Origin of the sequence: Streptomyces sp. HD, assembly GCF_028369295.1 — a bacterium.
Lineage (GTDB): Bacteria > Actinomycetota > Actinomycetes > Streptomycetales > Streptomycetaceae > Streptomyces.
Window position 1 is genome coordinate 1 of record NZ_JAQMYP010000011.1, and the last position, 18,072, is coordinate 18,072.

Sequence of the window (18,072 nt, forward strand, 5' to 3'; positions counted from 1 at the left end):
GTGGTGTATTTGAAGAGGCCACGTCAGCCAGGGGATTCCCTGCGCGCGGGTGGGCGCGGGCGAGGGGCCGGGTACGGACGCGGATGGAGGAGGTGTCGGTGCGCCGGACTACCCTGGAGGGTCGATCGATCCCCCTGGGCAGGAGAGAAATGGCCGTCAACCTGGTCAATGTCGAGAACGTCAGCAAGGTGTACGGCACCCGTGCCCTGCTCGACGGTGTCTCGCTCGGCGTCTCCGAGGGCGATCGCATCGGCGTCGTGGGCCGCAACGGCGACGGCAAGACGACCATGATCCGCATGCTGGCCAAGCTGGAGGAGGCCGACACCGGCCGGGTCACCCACTCCGGCGGACTGCGGCTGGGCGTCCTCACCCAGCACGACTCGCTCGACCCCGAGGCGACCGTCCGCCACGAGGTCATCCGGGACCTGGCCGACCACGAGTGGGCCGGCAACGCCAAGATCCGGGACGTGCTGACCGGACTCTTCGGCGGGCTCGACCTGCCGGGGTTCCCGCAGGGCCTCGACACCGTCATCGGCCCGCTCTCCGGCGGCGAGCGGCGCCGTATCGCGCTCGCCAAGCTGCTCATCGACGACCAGGACCTCATCGTCCTCGACGAGCCCACCAACCACCTCGACGTCGAGGGCATCTCCTGGCTCGCCCAGCACCTGCGCGAGCGGCGCTCGGCGCTCGTGTGCGTCACCCACGACCGCTGGTTCCTCGACCAGGTCTGCACGCGCATGTGGGACGTGCAGCGCGGCGCCGTCTACGAGTACGAGGGCGGCTACTCCGACTACGTGTTCGCGCGTGCCGAGCGCGAGCGCATCGCCGCCACCGAAGAGGTCAAGCGGCAGAACCTGGTCCGCAAGGAGCTGGCCTGGCTGCGCCGCGGCGCGCCCGCGCGGACGTCCAAGCCGCGCTTCCGGGTCGAGGCGGCCAACGAGCTCATCAAGGACGTACCGCCGCCCCGGGACACCAGCGAGCTGATGAAGTTCGCCTCGTCCAGGCTCGGCAAGACGGTGTTCGACCTGGAGGACGTCACCGTCCAGGCCGGCCCCAAGGTGCTGCTCAAGCATGTGACCTGGCAGCTCGGGCCGGGCGACCGGATCGGTCTCGTCGGTGTCAACGGCGCGGGCAAGACCTCGCTGCTGCGTGCCATGGCCGAGGCCGCGCGGACCGAGGGCGAGGCGCAGCCGGCCGGTGGGCGGATCGCCGTCGGAAAGACGGTCAAGCTCGCCTACCTGTCGCAGGAGGTCGCCGAGCTCGACCCGAACACGCGGGTCCTGGAAGCCGTCCAGCAGGTGCGCGAGCGCGTCGACCTCGGCAAGGGGCGCGAGATGACGGCCGGGCAGCTGTGCGAGACGTTCGGCTTCAGCAAGGAGAAGCAGTGGACGCCGGTCGGCGACCTGTCCGGCGGTGAGCGCCGCCGCCTCCAGCTCCTGCGCCTCCTGATGGACGAGCCCAACGTCCTCTTCCTCGACGAGCCCACCAACGACCTCGACATCGAGACCCTCACCCAGCTGGAGGACGTCCTCGACGGCTGGCCCGGCTCGATGATCGTCATCTCCCACGACCGGTTCTTCGTCGAGCGCACCACGGACCGCGTCTTCGCCCTGCTCGGCGACGCCGCCCTGCGGATGCTGCCGCGCGGCATCGACGAGTACCTGGAGCGCCGCCACCGCATGGAGGCCCAGGTCGCCGCCACGGCCGCCACCCCGGCCGCCGAGAAGGCCGTACCGGAGCGGAGCGCCGCCGATCTGCGCGCCGCCAAGAAGGAGTTGCAGAAGATCGAGCGACAGCTCGACAAGATTTCCGAACGGGAGACCAAGCTGCACGCCCAGATCGCCGAGCACGCCACCGACTTCGCGAAGGTCGCCGAACTCGACGCCGAACTGCGCGACTTGGCCGGTCAGCGGGACGAAATGGAGCTGCGCTGGCTGGAACTGGCCGAAGACGCGTAGGCGCTCCGCCTGGAGGGCCGCGATGGGAAGTGCCGCGAGGGGGCGTCGGTTGTCTGCGGCGCCGTTGTGGCTGGTCGCGCAGTTCCCCGCGCCCCGGGGGCGCTGTCGAACCGCCCTCGTGAAGGGGGCGTGAAGGCGCATAACGGCGGTATCACGGGCCGGTTCTCCCTTGGGAACAGGGGTGGATGCGGCCCGGTGCGCTGTCGGTGGCGGGTGATAGAAAGGTCCGCCTGAGAACAGTCTGAGAAACGCCGGTGTGGCGGAATCGCGACGGCACAGAACGTGGCACCACACCGGTCTCAAGGGGGAACCGCTCATGAGCCAGCCGCCCAACCAGCCGCCGCAGGGCGGTTTCGGCGCACCGCAGGACCCGCGGCAGGGTGGCTTCGGCGCCCCCCAGCCCGCGCAGCCTCCGCAGCAAGGTGCTCCGCAGACCCCGCCCCCGCCTCAGGGCGCCCCTCAGACACCCCCGCCGCCGCAGGGCCCGCCCCAGGCGCCGCCGCCCCCGCAGGGCCCGCCGGCCGGCGCCCCCCAGCCCGGCTACGGCTACCCGCAACAGCCCGCCCAGCAGGTCCCGTACGCCTCCGGTCCCTACGGCCAGCCGCAGCAGCAGCCCGGGCCGTACGGCTATCCGCAGCAGCCCGGCCAGGGGTACGGCTACCCGGCCCAGCCGCAGTACCCGGGCGCGCCCGGCGCCGGCTCGGGCAACCCGTTCAAGGGCAAGCCCGCCCTCATCATCGGCGCGGCGGTCGCGGCGCTGCTCGTCATCGGCGGCACCGTGTTCGCGGTGACCCGCGGCGGCGACGACGACCCCAAGAACCCGGTCTCCCAGGGCAGCGACGGTCCGAAGGGCTCCGAGTCGCCGAGCGCGTCCGAGGAGAGCGAGGGCGGCGCCGACCCGGAGAACCTCAACGGAGGCCGCCAGCCCGGCGAGGCGAAGATCCTCTGGTACAAGCAGGCGCCCGACGCGCCCAAGTCCGGCGCCGACGCCCCCGGCCTGTGGATCACCGACAAGGCCGCGGTGAAGGCGGCGTACAAGCAGATCTTCGCCTACAACATCACCGACGGCGAAGAGGCCTGGGCGCCCATCAGCTTCCCGCAGAAGATCTGCTCGGTCACCCCGCAGAAGTCGTCCGACAACAAGGTCGTCGTGGCGTACGAGAGCGGCAGCAGCGACCGCGCCAAGTGCAACAAGCTCCAGCAGGTGGACCTCACTACCGGCGCCAAGGGCTGGAGCGGCTCGGTCTCCAACGGCGGGCTGTTCGACAACACCATCAAGATCGAGCTGTCCATCACCGGCAACACACTGATGGTGGGCCGCGCCCAGTCCGGTACCGCGTACGACGTCAACAGCGGCAAGAAGCTGTACGACAAGGAGCGGTACGGCGACAAGTGCTTCCCGGCCGCGTTCGCGGGCGGCGAGAAGCTGATCGCGGTGTCCTCCTGCGACGCCACCGGCACCGACGAGCACGACGAGATCCAGCAGCTCGACCCGGCCACCGGCAAGGCCAAGTGGACCCAGAGGTACGACAAGGGCTGGCAGATCGCCCGCGTCTTCTCCATCGACCCGCTGGTCGTCTACAGCACCAACGAGGACAAGAAGGCCTGGAACATCTCCACCCTCGGCAACGACGGCAAGTTCCGCTCGGAGGTCGGCGTCGACCTGAAGATCGGCACCGAGTGCGGCTGGGCCATCCTCGAACGCAACCTGCGCGGCTGCGCCGGAGTCGCCGCCGACGCCAACACGCTCTACCTGCCCACCGAGGCGACCACCACCGCCAACGAGATCGTCGCGATCGACCTCGCCAACGGCAAGGAGAAGTGGCGGGTGAAGTCCCCGGCGGACGAGCCGATGCTGCCGATCAAGGTCGAGGACGGCAAGCTCATCGCCTACGTCAAGCCCTCCTACGACGCGGGCGGCCAGGTCGTGGCGATCCCGGTGACCGGCAGCAGCCACCAGCCGGCGAAGCTCCTGCAGAACCCGGCGAGCGCCGCGAGCGTCGAGAACGGCTTCTTCTCCCGGACGTACGACTGGGTGGACGGGCGTTTCTACCTCGCCAGCACCCGGCTGACCGGCAACGACGAGTCGAAGGAGAAGCTGATGCTCGCCTTCGGCAAGTAAGGCGGCCTGTTCTCTCCGCTCCTCCCTCCGCTCCTCACCGCCCCCGGCGCGTCCGTCGCTCCCGTCCCCCGAGGTACCCACGCCATGACCCAGCCGCCGCCTCCGCCGCACCAGCCCCCGCCCGGGGGAGGGTTCGGCCCGCCGCAGGACCAGCCGCCCCAGCAGCAGCCGGGCGGCGGCTTCGGCCCTCCCCAGCCGCAGCAGCCGCCCGCGCAGCCACCGGGGCAGCCTCCGCAGCCGCCCGCGTACGGCTACCCGCAGGCGCCCCAGGGAGCCCCGCAGACACCGCCGCCCACACCGCCTGCTTCGCCCGGATACGGCTATCCCGGGCCGCAGCCCGGTGCGTACGGGCAGCCGCAGAACCCATACGGGCAGCCCGGGTACGGCTATCCGCAGCAGACCGTGCCGCTGCACGCCCAGTCCGGCGGGCCGGGCGGGGGCGGGGGCGGGGGAAAGTCCTACACGTGGCTCGTCGTCGTGGCGGCGGCCGTCGTGGCGATCGCGTTGGTCATCGGCGGTGTCGTGATCGCGCGGTCCGGTGACGACGGCGGCAAGGACGACACCGCCGGCTCCAGCGGCGGCACCGGCGGCGGGGGCGACGACAGCGGCGGCGGCAGCACCACGCCCGGCAAGGAGAAGGTCCCCGCCGACCCCAACTCCCGGGTCCTCTTCCAGGTCCCGGCGCCCAAGGTCGCCGACGACACCACCATCAGCGTGTCCGGCTCGTGGCTGACCGACAAGGCGTACGTCAAGAGCGGCGTCTCCGAGATCGTCGGCTACGACCCCGACAAGGGCACCGAGCTGTGGACGATCCCGCTGCCCGGCCCCGTCTGCCGGGCCGCCAAGCACGTCACCGAGGACAACCTGACGGCCGTCGCCTTCGAGCCCGCCAAGCCGACCAAGGCCAAGCCCTCGCACGGCTGCACGCAGGTCGCGGCGATCGACCTCGACGCCGGCAAGAAGCTGTGGACCAAGTCCGCCGAGGTCGACGGCCGGCTGATCCCGTACGACAACATCACCCTCAGCGGCGGCACCGTCGCCGCGGGCGGCACCAGCGGCGGCGCCGCCTTCGACCTGGAGTCCGGCAAGCCGCTCTGGGTACCGAAGGCCAACGACAGCTGCTACGACCTCGGATACGCGGGCGGCCCCAAGATGGTCGCGGTCCGCAAGTGCGGCTCCTACGACCAGCCGCAGCTGAACATCCAGACCATCGACCCGAAGACCGGGAAGGTGATCTCCGAGTACAAGATGGCCGAGGGCGTCGAGTACGCCAGCGTCATCTCCACCGAGCCGCTCGTCGTGGCCGCCGAGGCCGGCCAGTCCGACTCCATCGGTATCTCGGACGTCTTCTCCATCGACAACAAGACCGGCAAGCTGCGCATCCGCATCTCCGTGCCGGGCGACCAGTACGCGGCCCGCTGTTCCGGTGTCACCACCATCGAGGCCTGCACGGGAGTCGTCGTCGGCAACGACCGGCTCTATGTGGAGACCGAGGAGCACCAGGGCGGCGGCGAGTACGGCCGGACCAACGAGATCGTTGCGTTCGACCTGGCCACCGGCAAGCAGACCGGTCAGCGTGCCGACGCGGGCGACCGGTACACGATCACGCCGCTGCGCATGGACGGCGGCAATGTGATCGCGTACAAGCGGCCGCCGTACAACAAGGGCGGGCAGATCGTCAGCATCGACGGTGGCAGCTTCAAGGAGACGAAACTGTTGGAGAACCCGGCGGCGAAAACCGTGCGGGATGTCGAGACGCGGATGCTTCCTGAGTATGCCGAACTCCTGTATTCACAGGGGCGGCTGTACATGTCGGCCCGGTACGCGAGTGAGCTGGGCACGACGTATCAGAAGAAGTACCACGTGATCGCGTTCGGTCGGACGGACTGACGACACCGTCGGTGAGACGGTTGAAAACGGTTGTGTCAGCGGCCCCGCTCCTGGTCAGGAGCGGGGCCGTTCGCGTACCGCTCAACGTCCTCTAATGCGGGGAAAGCCAGAAAATCCGCCGTTCCGGGGCACTTCTCATCGGTAGGGGGAGCGCAATGTCGAACAAGCGTGTAGCTTCCGGGGGCATGAAAGCCGGGGGAGCCGGGAGGGGGCTTCTGTCCGCATGGCCCGTGGGCATCCATAGTGGGGCATCCGGACCGGCGTGGCTGGTCCGGGTATTGATGGGGATCCATTGGGGAGACTGGGGGGTTACTCCATGGGAGTGCGGCTCATGGTGGTCGACGACCACCGATTGCTCGCCGAGGCGCTGGCTTCGGCACTGAAACTGAGGGGGCATCGGGTGCTGGCCGCGGCGGCGCCCGCCGCGGGGGCGGCGGAACTGGTGATCACACGGGCGCCGGAGGTGTGTCTGCTGGGGACGGCCACGCCTGCGGAGCCGGGGATGTTCGATCCGGTGGTGCGGATCAAGCGGGAGCGGCCGCAGGTGGCGGTGCTGGTCCTGGGGCCGGTGCCGAGTCCGCGGGGCATAGCGGCGGCGTTCGCCGCGGGGGCCTCCGGCTATGTGCGGCACGACGAGCGCATCGAGGGTGTCGAGCGGGCGATCATGAAGGCGCGGGCCGGGGAGGCGGCGGTGGCGCCGCAGTTGCTGCAGGGGGCGTTCAGTGAGCTTCTCAATCCGGCCGCGCAGCCCGATGACGAGGGGCAGCGGCTGTTGCAGATGCTCACTCCTCGCGAGGTCGAGGTGCTGGTCCGGGTCGCCGATGGTGAGGACACCCGGCTGATCGCGGCCGGGATGGGGATCGCGCCGTCCACCGCGCGTACCCATGTGCAGCGGGTGCTGATGAAACTGGGCGTGGGCTCACGGCTGGAGGCGGCGGCGTTGGCCGCGCGTACGGGGTTGTTGGACCGGGCGGGGCTGGTTTCGGGCCCGGAGTCGTGACGGGCGCGATACCTGCGGCGGCCCGTTGCTGTGCGGTGGGGGTTCGGGCGGGGTAGGGGGCGGGGGGCGGGCCGATGGACGGCCGCCCCCACCGGCGTCAGTCGTCGTCGCCCGGAACGGCCTCCGGCGGCGGTGGTGCCGTGGGCCTCAGTTTCAGCCAGGCCAGGAAGAAGACGCCGAGGAGCAGCATGCCCAGGCCGGTCCAGAGGTTGATGTTGACGCCCTCGGCCTTTTCGATCGCGGCGTCGTCGTCGGTGAGGCCGGTGATCGTGACGATGACGCCGTAGAGCACGAAGAGGCCGCCGATGATGCGCCGGATGTCGAAGAGGCGGGCGGCCGTCGTGGACCTGCCCTCCAGTTCTGTGACTTCCCGCTGGACGTCCTTCTCGGAGTATCCGGGGTGTTCGGGGCGTTCGGGGTGTTCGGTCATGGTCAGGCTCCGGTCTTCAGAAGGAGAACGGGATGTAGCAGGCGGCCGCCAGCACCACCGCGCCCCAGCCCAGCAGCGCCGGCTTGCGGTACCAGGCCTCGTCGCCCGGCGCCGGGGGCTCGGCCATGCCGGGGGAGCGGGTGCCGTAGACCAGGCCCTGGAGTTCCTCCGTCGGTTTGGGTGCCGTGAACAGGGAGACGGCCACCATGACGACCCCGCCGGCCACGAAGCCCGCGATCGCGGAGACGAAGTTGGCGCCCTGGTCGGAGGGGATGGCGATGATGTCCTGCTTGTAGAAGACGAAGTAGTTGATCATTGCTGCCGTCGTGCCTGCCAGCAGGCCCCAGAAGCCCGATTTCATCGATGCCCGCTTCCAGAACATGCCGATGATGAAGACCACGAACATCGGCACGTTGAAGAAGGAGAACAGGGTCTGGAGGTAGCTCATGATGTTCGAGAAGGAGGAGGCGAGGAACGCCGTGCCGATCGACGCCAGGACTCCGATCGCCGTGATCAGGCGGCCGAAGCGGACGTAGTACCCGTCCTCCCGGTCCGTCACCACGTACTTCGCCCAGATGTCGGTGGTGAACACCGTGTTGAAGGACGACACGTTCGCCGCCATGCCCGCCATGAAGGCGGCGAGGAGACCGGTCACCGCGATGCCGAGCACGCCGTTGGGGAGCAGGCCCTCGATGAGGTAGGGGATGGCGTCGTTGTACTGGTAGCCCGACTTCTCGGTGCCGAAGCCGGGGACCAGGGCCGCGGCCGCCAGGCCCGGGATCATCACCAGGAAGACGATGAAGATCTTCGGGTACGCGGCGATCAGCGGGGTGCGCTGGGCCGCCGAGAGGTTCTTGGCCGACAGCGCCCGCTGGACCTCGGCGAAGTTCGTCGTCCAGTAGCCGAAGGACAGCACGAAGCCGAGGCCCAGGACGATCGTCAGCCAGTTGGCGCCCAGCGGGTTGGCGTCGCCGATGCCCGTGCCGCCCCAGGCGGTGACGAAGTCGTCGCCGTGGGACTTGGTCAGTGTGTCCGTCAGACCGTCCCAGCCGCCCACCTTCTTCAGGGAGAGCACCGTGATCGGGATGAGGGCCGCCAGGATCACGAAGAACTGCAGCACCTCGTTGTAGATCGCCGAGGACAGGCCGCCGAGGGTGATGTAGGCGAGCACGAAGAAGCCGGCGACGACGATCGCCACCCACTGGGGCCAGCCCAGCAGGGCCTCGACCACGATCGCCAGGGCGTACAGGTTGACGCCGGCGATCAGGATCGCGGCGAAGGCGAACAGGATCGAGCTGAGCAGGTGGGCCCACTTGTCGAAGCGGAGGAGCAGGAACTCGGGGACCGAGCGGACCTTGCTGCCGTAGTAGAAGGGCATCATCACCAGGCCCAGGAAGACCATGGCCGGGATGGCGCCGATCCAGTACCAGTGGACGGTGTAGGCACCGTACTGGGCGCTGTTGGCGGCCATGCCGAGGATCTCGGTGGCGGCCAGGTTGGCGGAGATGAACGCCAGGCCGGTGACCCAGGCGGGCAGGGAGCGGCCCGAGAGGAAGAAGTCGAGGGTGGTCTTCACCGAGCGGCGGGCGGCGAATCCGATACCCAGCACGACGACGAAGTAGATGCCCAGGATCGTGTAGTCGAGCCAGTTCGTGGGGAGCCGTAGCTCGGCGGCGAGGAGGGTGGGGGAGTGTGTGGGGGTTTGTGTGGGGGTGTGCATATGTACTCGCTTCGTTTGGCGAACCGATACAGCCCGGAACCTACGCCCCTGCGTTCAGCAATTGAACACGTGGTGTGATGCTCTTTGTTTGATTGTGATGTTGACGGAGGTGGTGGGTTGTGTTTCTCTATGTTTAGTTCTGTTTGATGGGAGCCTGGCGTGAAGAAGACCTCGACCCGACTGGCCGACGGTCGTGAGCTCATCTACTACGACCTGCGCGACGACACGGTGCGGGACGCCGTCGACGGGCGGCCGCTGGACCGGACCGTCACGACGTCCGAGGTCCGTCATGACGAGTTGCTCGGCGACTCGGTCGCCATCGCCTCGCACCGGCAGGGCCGCACGTACCACCCGCCGGCCGACGAGTGCCCGCTGTGCCCCTCCGAAGGCGACCGGCTCAGTGAGATCCCCGAGTCGTCGTACGACGTCGTCGTCTTCGAGAACCGCTTCCCCTCACTCGCCGGTGACTCCGGGCGCTGCGAGGTCGTCTGCTTCACCTCCGACCACAACGCCGCCTTCGCCGACCTGACCGAGGAACAGGCCCGTCTGGTCCTGGAGGCGTGGACGGACCGGACCTCCGAGCTGTCCTCGCTGCCCTCCGTGGAGCAGGTGTTCTGCTTCGAGAACCGCGGCGCCGAGATCGGAGTCACCCTCGGCCACCCGCACGGGCAGATCTACGCCTACCCCTTCACCACCCCCCGCACCGCCCTGATGCTGCGCTCCCTCGCCGCCCACAAGGACGCCACCGGCGGGGAGAACCTCTTCGACACCGTCCTGGAGCGTGAACTCGCCGACCAGCGAGTCGTCCTGGAGAGTGAACACTGGGTGGCCTTCGTGCCGTACGCCGCGCACTGGCCGTACGAGGTCCACCTGTACCCGAAGCGCCGGGTGCCCGATCTGCTCGCCCTCGACGAGGACGCTCGCTCAGAGTTCCCCAAGGTTTATCTGGAACTCTTGAGGCGCTTCGACCGGATCTTCGATGGGGGGGATGGAGGGGAAAGCTCTGTGGGTGAGTCTCCGACGCCGTACATCGCCGCCTGGCATCAGGCGCCGTTCGGCACGCTGGAGGCATTCGAGGGCGTCGTGCGGGAAGACTTCGCGCTCCACCTTGAGCTTTTCACCATCCGCCGCACTTCCGGCAAGCTGAAGTTCCTCGCGGGTTCCGAATCCGGCATGAGCGTGTTCATCAACGACGTGCCGCCGGAGCGCGCGGCCGAGCGACTGCGAGAGGTAGCGAGTTCATGAGTGGGAAGTTTCTGGTCACCGGTGGCGCGGGGTACGTCGGCAGCGTGGTCGCGCAGCACCTGATCGAGGCGGGGGACGAGGTCGTCGTGCTCGACAACCTCTCCACCGGCTTCCGTGAGGGTGTGCCGTCCGGGGCGTCCTTCATCGAGGGCGACATCCGCGACGCCGCCAAGTGGCTGGACTCCTCCTTCGACGCGGTGCTGCACTTCGCCGCGTTCTCGCAGGTCGGCGAGTCGGTCGTGCGGCCCGAGAAGTACTGGGACAACAACGTCGGCGGCACCATGGCGCTGCTCGGCGCCATGCGCGAGGCCGGTGTGCGCAAGCTCGTCTTCTCCTCCACGGCAGCCACCTACGGCGAGCCCAAGGAGGTGCCGATCGTCGAGTCGGCGCCGACGCGGCCCACGAACCCCTACGGCGCCTCCAAGCTCGCCGTCGACCACATGATCACCGGCGAGGCGGCGGCCCACGGCCTCGGTGCCGTGTCCCTGCGCTACTTCAACGTCGCGGGTGCCTACGGCGACTGCGGCGAGCGGCACGACCCCGAGTCGCACCTCATCCCGCTCGTCCTCCAGGTCGCCCAGGGAAGGCGCGACGCGATCTCCGTGTTCGGCGACGACTACCCGACGCCGGACGGCACCTGCGTGCGCGACTACATCCACGTCGCCGACCTGGCCGAGGCCCACCTGCTGGCGCTGAAGGCCGCCGCGCCGGGCGAACACCTCATCTGCAACCTCGGCAACGGCAACGGCTTCTCCGTCCGCGAGGTCATCGAGACCGTCCGGCAGGTCACCGGGCACCCGATCCCCGAGGTCGTGGCCCCGCGCCGGGGCGGCGACCCGGCCGTCCTGGTCGCCTCCGCCGGCACCGCCCGCGAGCGGCTCGGCTGGAACCCGTCCCGCGCGGACCTCGCGGGCATCGTCGCGGATGCGTGGGAGTTCGCGCAGCGGCGCGGCAAGTAAGTTCTACGGCCGGTACGGACGGCCGTAGGTTCCACGGCTGTTCGGCCGGTCAACTCACCGGTCGGGACGGCCGGTTCAGCAGGAAGGTCAGGGTCAGGGGATGAGCGTCGACACGTCGGCCACGGTCGCCGAGCGGTTCGAGGAGCTGTACGGGGCCGCGCCGGAGGGGGTGTGGGCCGCGCCGGGCAGGGTCAACCTGATCGGCGAGCACACCGACTACAACGACGGCTTCGTCATGCCGTTCGCGCTGCCGCACACCGCGGTCGCGGCGGTCTCCCGGCGCGACGACGGCCTGCTGCGGCTGCACTCGGCGGACATCGAGGGCGGCATCGTGGAACTCCGCGTCGACGACCTGGCGCCCGAGTCGGACCGGAACTGGACGGCGTACCCGGCGGGCGTGGTCTGGGCGCTGCGCCAGGCCGGGCACGCGGTGACCGGCGCCGACATCCACCTCGCCTCGACGGTCCCGGCGGGCGCGGGCCTGTCCTCGTCGGCGGCGCTGGAGGTCGTGGTCGCGCTCGCCCTGAGCGACCTGTACGACCTGGGCCTGAAGGGCTGGCAACTGGCCCGACTGTGCCAGCGCGCCGAGAACGTGTACGTCGGCGCCCCGGTCGGGATCATGGACCAGACGGCGTCCGCCTGCTGCCGGGCCGGCCACGCGCTCTTCCTCGACACCCGCGACCTCTCCCAGAAGCAGATCCCCTTCGACCTGGCGGCCGAGGGCATGCGCCTGCTGGTCGTCGACACCCAGGTCAAGCACTCCCACAGCGAGGGCGAGTACGGCAAGCGGCGCGCGGGCTGCGAGAAGGGCGCGGCACTGCTGGGCGTGGACGCGCTCCGCGACATCGCCTACGACGACCTGGACGCGGCCCTCGGCCGGCTCGGCGACGACGAGGAGGTGCGCCGCCTGGTGCGCCATGTCGTCACCGAGGACCAGCGCGTGGAGCGCGTCGTCGCCCTGCTGGAGTCGGGTGAGACACGTGCGATCGGCCCGGTCCTGACCGAGGGGCACGCCTCGCTGCGGGACGACTTCCGCATCTCCTGCCCCGAGCTTGACCTGGTCGTGGACACGGCCCTGGCGGGCGGTGCGCTGGGCGCCCGGATGACGGGCGGCGGCTTCGGCGGCTCGGCGATCGTGCTGGCCGAGGAGGCGGACGTGGAGACCGTCACCAAGGCGGTCGAGGAAGCCTTCGCCGCGGCCGGGTACGCGGCGCCGCGGGTGTTCGGGGCGGTGCCGGCGGCGGGCGCGCGGCGCGTCGGCTGACGCCGAGGAATGCGAGGTCATGGGGCCGAGGGCGGTGCCTTCAGTCCCGTAGACCCATGACCCATGGCCCATGACCCATGGCCCATGGCCCTGACCATGGACCTACGGATCCCGGGGATCAGAGACGTTTGGTCAGTGTGTACTCGGTGATTCCCGGCGGATAGTCCGGAATCACACCCACCACGTCATACCCCTGCCTCTTGTAGAACTCGGGCGCCTGGAAGTCCCAGGTCTCCAGGCGTACGGCCGTGCAGCCCCGCTCGTCGCGGGCGACGCGTTCCGCGTGGGCGAGCAATCGCGAACCGAGACCGGCACCGCGCAGGCGTTCGTCGACCCAGAGGTAGGTGACGTGCAGCCAGCTGGTCCAGGTGTGACCGACCAGTCCGCCGGCCAGGGCGTCTGAGTCGTCCAGCGCCCAGACCTGGAGCGGAAGTTCGCGTTCACCTGGGGTTCCGCGCAGGGCGCGCAGGATCGGGGAGGCCGCCGTATTGGTGTCCCGCAGCCGGCGGCGGAGCAGATCCTGGCGCGATTTATCGACTTCTGTCTCCAGACGAAACATGCGGCTCACCATAAACGCGCTGGACAACCAGTTCTGCAAATTACCTTCCGCTCGTGCCCCCCGGCCGTACCCTGATGAACAGCACCGGTGGGGGCCGGTGCTGATCAGGGGGCGAGACAGGTCGGGTACGACGCCCGAAGTGGGGGTAGCTGTTCATGCACGGCGGCGGCCGTGCGGCCATCCGTGCTTCGGGCGCCGTGCCCGCGACGTTGTTCGTCTCCCGGTGTCGTCCTTTGACGATGGGGTATCCCCTGCTCTTCGAGAGCTTGGGGAAGGGGGTTTCGTGGTTCGCATCCGAGTCCTGGTCGTCGACGACCATCGCATCTTCGCCGAGTCGCTCGCCGCTGCCCTGGCGGCCGAGCCCGACGTCGACGTCTCCGCCGCGGGCAGTGGTCCAGCCGCGTTGCGCAGCCTGGAGCGGGCGGCAGCCGAGGGGCGGCGCTTCGATGTGCTGCTCGTCGACGCCGATCTGGGCGGCAATGTGCCGGGAGTCCGGCCCGCCGTGCCCGTCCAGGAGGTGGGCGAGGACGGGCTGGTCGACGGCATCTCGCTGGTCGCCGGGGTCCGTTCCGGGCAGCCGGCCGTACGGATAGTCGTTCTCGCCGAGAAGGACGATCCGCGCCGGGCGGCGCTCGCCCTGCAGGCCGGGGCGTCCGGGTGGGTGGCCAAGGACTGCTCGCTGTCCCGGCTGCTCACCGTCATCCGCGGGGTCCTGCGCGAGGAGACGCATCTGCCGCCCGCCCTGCTCACGGGGGTGTTGCGGGAGCTGACGGCGGCCCGCAAGCACCGCACCGAGAGCGAGCGGCTGGTGGAGTCGCTGACGCCGCGCGAGCGGGAGGTCCTGCGCTGCATGGTGGCCGGCCTGGGGCGCAAGGCGGTCGCCGAGCGCCTGTATCTCTCCCCGCACACGGTCCGCACCCACATGCAGAACGTCCTCGGCAAGCTCGGAGTCCACTCGACACTGGCCGCGGTCGCGCTGGCGCGGCGGGCCGGGGTGGGCCCCGTCGACCTGGGCCCCACCGGACGGATCATCCCGGAGGAAAGCAGCAGCGCCTGATCAACACCGCCGAGCGGCGACGCCCCAAAGGGGCGCGGGGCGTTGTCAATCTGCGGCTCCGCCGCGCGGGCGCGACCAGCCACGATGGTGCCGCAGCCGACCCACGACCCACCACGGCACGACCGATCACGGCACGACCCACCACGGCACGACCCGCCCGGCTCTCCCAGCGGAGCGTCTAGCCGGGGATGTTGTCGAACGGGGCGGTCAGCTGGCGCAGCAGGCCGGCCAGTTCGCCCCGTTGGGCGCGGGACAGCTCCGCGAGGATCGCGCGCTCCTGGTCGAGCAGGCCGGCGAGCGCCTGGTCGGCGCGGTCGCGGCCCTCGTCGGTCAGCCGGACCAGCACACCGCGCCGGTCGCTGGGGTCGGGGAGGCGCTCCACCAGGCCCTTCTTGGCCAGGCGGTCGATGCGGTTGGTCATCGTGCCGGAGGTGACCAGGGTCTGCGTCAGCAGCTGTCCCGGGGAGAGCTGATACGGCGTTCCCGCGCGCCGGAGCGCGGTCAGCACGTCGAACTCCCAGGGCTCCAGGCTGTGCTCGGAGAAGGCCAGCCGGCGTGCGCGGTCCAGATGCCGGGCCAGTCTGCTGACCCGGCTGAGTACCTCCAGCGGCTCCACGTCGAGGTCCGGGCGCTCCCGGCGCCACGCTGCGACCAGCCGATCGACCTCGTCCTCCATGGCGATCAGTGTAGTGGTTGTGTCGACATGAAGTCTCTTGACGTCAAGATATATGTCGGGGCAGGCTGGAGGGCGAGGAGAGACAGGAGGCCCCGCCAATGTCCACTACCGCCACCCCCACCTGGGACCCGGCCCAGTACCTGCGTCACGCCGGCCACCGCGCCCGCCCCTTCATCGACCTGCTGGCCCGCGTCCCCGACCTTCCCGGCGACCGCCCGCGCATCGCCGACCTCGGCTGCGGCCCCGGCAATGTCACCGCCCTGCTGGCCGAACGCTGGCCCACCGCGCACATCACCGGTCACGACAACTCGGTCGAGATGCTGGACCGGGCACATGTCGAGCACGAGGGCCCGACCGCGGGCGGCGGCCGCCTCGACTTCGCCCCCGCCGACGTACGGACCTGGACGCCGGGGGAGCCGTACGACCTGATCATCAGCAACGCCACGCTCCAGTGGGTGCCGGACCATGTGGAGCGTTTCGGCGCCTGGGTGAAGGGGCTGCGCCCCGGCGGCACCTTCGCCTTCCAGGTCCCCGGAAACTTCGACGCCCCGAGCCACCGCCTGATGCGCACCCTCGCGCCCCGGTACGGCCTGGCCGACACCCTGCGCCATGAGGACGCCGTGCTCACCCCGCAGACCTACCTGGCGCGGCTGGCCGACCTGGGCTGCGTCGCCGACGTCTGGGAGACGACGTACGTCCATCTCCTGACCGGCGAGGATCCGGTGCTGGACTGGGTGAAGGGCACGGGTCTGCGGCCGGTCCTGACCGCGCTCGCCGACGACCCCGCCCGGCGAGAGGCCTTCCTGGCCGAGTACCGGGCCGCCCTGCGTGAGGCCTATCCGGCCGGTGCGCACGGCACGCCGTTCCCGTTCCGCCGGATCTTCGCCGTGGCCCGCAAGGAGGCGTGATGATCAGTGCCGTGGACCATGTCCAGCTCTGGGACGAGAACCTGCCGGGGCACCGGCGTTTCTACTCGTACGACCCCGTGGGCAACCGGCTGGAGTTCCTGGAGCCGCTTGACGCTGTTTGAGCGCGGCGGCGCAGGGTCACCCGCTGAGGGACAGCGACGTCGAACCTTGCGAGGAGCCAGGAACATGGCGAAGGAAGAGAAGGCCAGGGCCAAGAAGGAGCAGGTCAAGGGCAAGGCCAAGGAAGCGATGGGCCGCATGGTCGGCAACGAGCAGATGACCGCCGAAGGCAAGGCCGAGCAGGTGAAGGGCGACGCACGCCAGGCGAAGGAGAAGGGCAAGGACACCTTCCGGCACTGACTTCCGGCACTGATCTCAGGCACTGATCTCAGGCACTGAGCGTGCCAGGCGCCCCGGGCTCGCCGCAGCGGCGCCCGGGGCGTCAGTTCTTTCGGCGCCCTATCAAGTGCGGCTTCGCCTCCAGCCCGTCCAGCCCGTGCCACGCCAGATTCACCAGATGCGCCGCCACCTCGGCCTTCTTCGGGCGGCGCACGTCCAGCCACCACTGGCCGGTCAGGGCGACCATCCCGACCAGGGCCTGCGCGTAGAGCGGGGCCAGCTTGGGGTCGAAGCCGCGGCTCTTGAACTCGCGGCCCAGGATGTCCTCCACCTGGGTGGCGATGTCCGAGATCAGGGAGGCGAAGGACCCCGTCGACTGGGGGATGGGCGAGTCACGGACCAGGATGCGGAAGCCGTCCGTGTACTCCTCGATGTAGTCGAGGAGCGCGAAGGCCGCCTGTTCGCACAGCTCACGCGGGTGCCCGGCGGTCAGCGAGCTGGTCACCATGTCCAGCAGGCGGCGCATCTCGCGGTCCACCACCACCGCGTACAGCCCCTCCTTGCCGCCGAAGTGCTCGTACACCACCGGCTTGGAGACACCCGCCTTCGCGGCGATCTCCTCCACCGACGTGCCCTCGAAGCCCTTCGCGGCGAAAAGGGTGCGACCGATCTCCAGCAGCTGCTGGCGACGCTCCGCACCGGTCATCCGGGTACGGCGCGTCCGCCGCTGCTTCTCATTGCCGGGGGTGCTGCTGGAGTCGGTCGCCACGGCGTCAATCATGCCGCCTTTGCAGGCTCCTTCCGGCGCCGGGAGCCGCCTTCCTCGGTGTTCCGGCGCGAATCGATACGCGAGCGTGACGGCCAGCGCACGTCAGAGGCCCAGCCGAGCATCTCGAACCAGCGGATGATCCGCGCCGAGGAGTCGATCTGCCCGCGCTCCACACCGTGCCGCGCGGAGGTCGGGTCGGCGTGGTGCAGGTTGTGCCAGGACTCGCCGCACGACAGCACCGCCAGCCACCACACGTTGCCCGAACGGTCACGCGACTTGAACGGCCGCTTGCCCACCGCGTGGCAGATCGAGTTGATCGACCACGTGACGTGGTGCAGCAGGGCCACTCGCACCAGTGAGCCCCAGAAGAAGCCGGTGAACGCGCCCCACCAGGACATCGTCACCAGACCGCCGATCACGCCGGGCAGCGCCAGCGACAGCATCGTCCAGTAGATGAAATGGCGGGAGATCGCACGGATCGCCGGGTCCTTGACCAGATCCGGCGCGTACTTGTCCTGCGGCGTCTGCTCCTCGTCGAACATCCAGCCGATGTGCGCCCACCACAGGCCCTTCATCAGGGCCGGGAGGGTCTCGCCGAAACGCCACGGAGAGTGCGGGTCGCCCTCCGCGTCCGAGAACTTGTGATGCTTGCGGTGGTCGGCCACCCAGCGGACGATCGGGCCCTCGACCGCCAGGGAGCCCGCGATCGCCAGCGCGATCCGCAGAGGACGGTTGGCCTTGAAGGAGCCATGGGTGAAGTAGCGGTGGAAGCCGACCGTGATGCCGTGACAGCCCAGGAAGTAGAAGAACACCATCAGGCCGAGGTCGAGCCAGCTCACTCCCCACCCCCAGCCCAGCGGCACCGCTGCGACGAGAGCGAGGAAGGGGACGGTGATGAAGAGGAGGAGCGCGATCTGCTCGATCGACCGCTTCTTCTCGCCACCCAGCGTGGCGGAGGAGATCAGGGTGTCGTCGTTCGCCTGCGGGGCGTCTTCGATCACATCGGGGCTTGTGGTCATGGGCGTCCCCTGTGGGGTCGAGGGTTTTGGCAGGTGCCGGGGTCGCGGGAACTGTTCCCAGGTTCCGTTACGACGGTGCCTACGGTTCCGTAACCTACGGCGTCGTAAGTATGGCAGTGCGTCGCCCGGCAGCAAGAGCCCGAGAGACTGCGCGTCC

The 18,072-nt window shown here is 69.8% G+C and carries 16 protein-coding genes and 1 pseudogene; 11 read left to right on the forward strand and 6 right to left on the reverse strand.

Annotation, left to right across the window (positions count from 1 at the left end):
• The first annotated feature begins 149 nt into the window (after positions 1-149).
• The 4 genes from POF73_RS13035 to POF73_RS13050 all read left to right on the forward strand — a co-directional run bounded on the left by POF73_RS13035 (position 150) and on the right by POF73_RS13050 (position 6,970).
• Positions 150-1,958: an ABC-F family ATP-binding cassette domain-containing protein gene (locus POF73_RS13035; RefSeq protein WP_272114842.1), complete on the forward strand. Its 1,809-nt coding sequence runs from the start codon at positions 150-152 to the stop codon at positions 1,956-1,958.
• A gap of 316 nt (positions 1,959-2,274) precedes the next feature.
• On the forward strand, positions 2,275-4,080 hold the full coding sequence (locus POF73_RS13040) for an outer membrane protein assembly factor BamB family protein (protein ID WP_272114843.1): 1,806 nt from the start codon (positions 2,275-2,277) through the stop codon (positions 4,078-4,080).
• A gap of 84 nt (positions 4,081-4,164) precedes the next feature.
• A complete protein-coding gene (locus tag POF73_RS13045) occupies positions 4,165-5,970 on the forward strand; it encodes an outer membrane protein assembly factor BamB family protein (protein ID WP_272114844.1) in 1,806 nt (601 codons plus the stop codon).
• Positions 5,971-6,286: 316 nt separating this feature from the next.
• A complete protein-coding gene (locus tag POF73_RS13050) occupies positions 6,287-6,970 on the forward strand; it encodes a helix-turn-helix transcriptional regulator (RefSeq protein WP_272114845.1) in 684 nt (227 codons plus the stop codon).
• Positions 6,971-7,067: 97 nt separating this feature from the next.
• Here POF73_RS13050 and POF73_RS13055 read toward each other — a convergent pair whose 3' ends face one another.
• Together POF73_RS13055 and POF73_RS13060 are read right to left on the reverse strand one after the other, a co-directional pair.
• Complete coding sequence (locus POF73_RS13055) at positions 7,068-7,400, reverse strand: hypothetical protein (protein WP_272114846.1); 333 nt, start codon at positions 7,398-7,400, stop codon at positions 7,068-7,070.
• Between the two features lie 16 nt (positions 7,401-7,416).
• Entirely contained in the window at positions 7,417-9,120 is a 1,704-nt protein-coding gene (locus POF73_RS13060; RefSeq protein WP_272114847.1) for a sodium:solute symporter family protein, read from the reverse strand.
• A 159-nt stretch (positions 9,121-9,279) separates the two neighbouring features.
• Between POF73_RS13060 and galT the strand changes: the two genes are divergently transcribed.
• The 3 genes from galT to galK all read left to right on the forward strand — a co-directional run bounded on the left by galT (position 9,280) and on the right by galK (position 12,588).
• Complete coding sequence (gene galT, locus POF73_RS13065; protein WP_272114848.1) at positions 9,280-10,365, forward strand: galactose-1-phosphate uridylyltransferase; 1,086 nt, start codon at positions 9,280-9,282, stop codon at positions 10,363-10,365.
• On the forward strand, positions 10,362-11,324 hold the full coding sequence (galE, locus tag POF73_RS13070; RefSeq protein WP_272114849.1) for a UDP-glucose 4-epimerase GalE: 963 nt from the start codon (positions 10,362-10,364) through the stop codon (positions 11,322-11,324). The genes galT and galE overlap by 4 nt, the downstream gene beginning before the upstream one ends.
• Before the next feature lie 100 nt (positions 11,325-11,424).
• The gene (galK, locus tag POF73_RS13075; protein ID WP_272114850.1) at positions 11,425-12,588 is read left to right on the forward strand and encodes a galactokinase; all 1,164 of its coding nucleotides are present in this window, start codon (positions 11,425-11,427) and stop codon (positions 12,586-12,588) included.
• Between the two features lie 118 nt (positions 12,589-12,706).
• Here the strand turns inward: galK and POF73_RS13080 are convergent, their stop codons facing one another.
• Positions 12,707-13,159: a GNAT family N-acetyltransferase gene (locus POF73_RS13080; RefSeq protein ID WP_272115028.1), complete on the reverse strand. Its 453-nt coding sequence runs from the start codon at positions 13,157-13,159 to the stop codon at positions 12,707-12,709.
• A gap of 271 nt (positions 13,160-13,430) precedes the next feature.
• Here POF73_RS13080 and POF73_RS13085 point away from each other — a divergent pair, with 271 nt between their 5' ends.
• Complete coding sequence (locus tag POF73_RS13085) at positions 13,431-14,204, forward strand: LuxR C-terminal-related transcriptional regulator (protein WP_272114851.1); 774 nt, start codon at positions 13,431-13,433, stop codon at positions 14,202-14,204.
• A 178-nt stretch (positions 14,205-14,382) separates the two neighbouring features.
• Here the strand turns inward: POF73_RS13085 and tamR are convergent, their stop codons facing one another.
• The gene (gene tamR, locus POF73_RS13090) at positions 14,383-14,880 is read right to left on the reverse strand and encodes a MarR family transcriptional regulator TamR (protein WP_059196100.1); all 498 of its coding nucleotides are present in this window, start codon (positions 14,878-14,880) and stop codon (positions 14,383-14,385) included.
• 98 nt (positions 14,881-14,978) lie between these two features.
• On the opposite strand from tamR, the gene POF73_RS13095 reads away from it, so the two are divergent.
• From POF73_RS13095 to POF73_RS13105, 3 genes and pseudogenes are all read left to right on the forward strand, one after another.
• Positions 14,979-15,788 (forward strand): trans-aconitate 2-methyltransferase, encoded by an 810-nt coding sequence (locus POF73_RS13095; RefSeq protein WP_272114853.1) that lies wholly within the window; start codon positions 14,979-14,981, stop codon positions 15,786-15,788.
• 29 nt (positions 15,789-15,817) lie between these two features.
• Positions 15,818-15,910: pseudogene (locus POF73_RS13100) on the forward strand (glyoxalase); the annotation flags it as partial.
• A 64-nt stretch (positions 15,911-15,974) separates the two neighbouring features.
• On the forward strand, positions 15,975-16,148 hold the full coding sequence (locus POF73_RS13105) for a CsbD family protein (RefSeq protein WP_272114854.1): 174 nt from the start codon (positions 15,975-15,977) through the stop codon (positions 16,146-16,148).
• Positions 16,149-16,230: 82 nt separating this feature from the next.
• Here the strand turns inward: POF73_RS13105 and POF73_RS13110 are convergent, their stop codons facing one another.
• Both POF73_RS13110 and POF73_RS13115 read right to left on the reverse strand, forming a co-directional pair.
• Positions 16,231-16,908: a TetR/AcrR family transcriptional regulator gene (locus tag POF73_RS13110; protein ID WP_272114855.1), complete on the reverse strand. Its 678-nt coding sequence runs from the start codon at positions 16,906-16,908 to the stop codon at positions 16,231-16,233.
• Entirely contained in the window at positions 16,905-17,915 is a 1,011-nt protein-coding gene (locus POF73_RS13115; RefSeq protein ID WP_272114856.1) for an acyl-CoA desaturase, read from the reverse strand. The genes POF73_RS13110 and POF73_RS13115 overlap by 4 nt, the downstream gene beginning before the upstream one ends.
• Positions 17,916-18,072: the final 157 nt, after the last annotated feature.

Excerpts from the sequence above, each read along its gene's own strand:
- POF73_RS13045 (WP_272114844.1), top strand. The coding sequence starts at position 4,165 with ATGACCCAGCCGCCGCCTCCGCCGCACCAGCCCCCGCCCGGGGGAGGG.
- galK (WP_272114850.1), top strand. The coding sequence starts at position 11,425 with ATGAGCGTCGACACGTCGGCCACGGTCGCCGAGCGGTTCGAGGAGCTG.
- POF73_RS13060 (WP_272114847.1), bottom strand. The coding sequence starts at position 9,120 with ATGCACACCCCCACACAAACCCCCACACACTCCCCCACCCTCCTCGCC.
- POF73_RS13115 (WP_272114856.1), bottom strand. The coding sequence starts at position 17,915 with ATGACCACAAGCCCCGATGTGATCGAAGACGCCCCGCAGGCGAACGAC.
- POF73_RS13050 (WP_272114845.1), top strand. The coding sequence starts at position 6,287 with ATGGGAGTGCGGCTCATGGTGGTCGACGACCACCGATTGCTCGCCGAG.
- POF73_RS13035 (WP_272114842.1), top strand. The coding sequence starts at position 150 with ATGGCCGTCAACCTGGTCAATGTCGAGAACGTCAGCAAGGTGTACGGC.
- POF73_RS13105 (WP_272114854.1), top strand. The coding sequence starts at position 15,975 with ATGGCGAAGGAAGAGAAGGCCAGGGCCAAGAAGGAGCAGGTCAAGGGC.
- POF73_RS13080 (WP_272115028.1), bottom strand. The coding sequence starts at position 13,159 with ATGGTGAGCCGCATGTTTCGTCTGGAGACAGAAGTCGATAAATCGCGC.
- POF73_RS13040 (WP_272114843.1), top strand. The coding sequence starts at position 2,275 with ATGAGCCAGCCGCCCAACCAGCCGCCGCAGGGCGGTTTCGGCGCACCG.
- POF73_RS13110 (WP_272114855.1), bottom strand. The coding sequence starts at position 16,908 with ATGATTGACGCCGTGGCGACCGACTCCAGCAGCACCCCCGGCAATGAG.
- tamR (WP_059196100.1), bottom strand. The coding sequence starts at position 14,880 with ATGGAGGACGAGGTCGATCGGCTGGTCGCAGCGTGGCGCCGGGAGCGC.
- galE (WP_272114849.1), top strand. The coding sequence starts at position 10,362 with ATGAGTGGGAAGTTTCTGGTCACCGGTGGCGCGGGGTACGTCGGCAGC.
- POF73_RS13055 (WP_272114846.1), bottom strand. The coding sequence starts at position 7,400 with ATGACCGAACACCCCGAACGCCCCGAACACCCCGGATACTCCGAGAAG.
- POF73_RS13095 (WP_272114853.1), top strand. The coding sequence starts at position 14,979 with ATGTCCACTACCGCCACCCCCACCTGGGACCCGGCCCAGTACCTGCGT.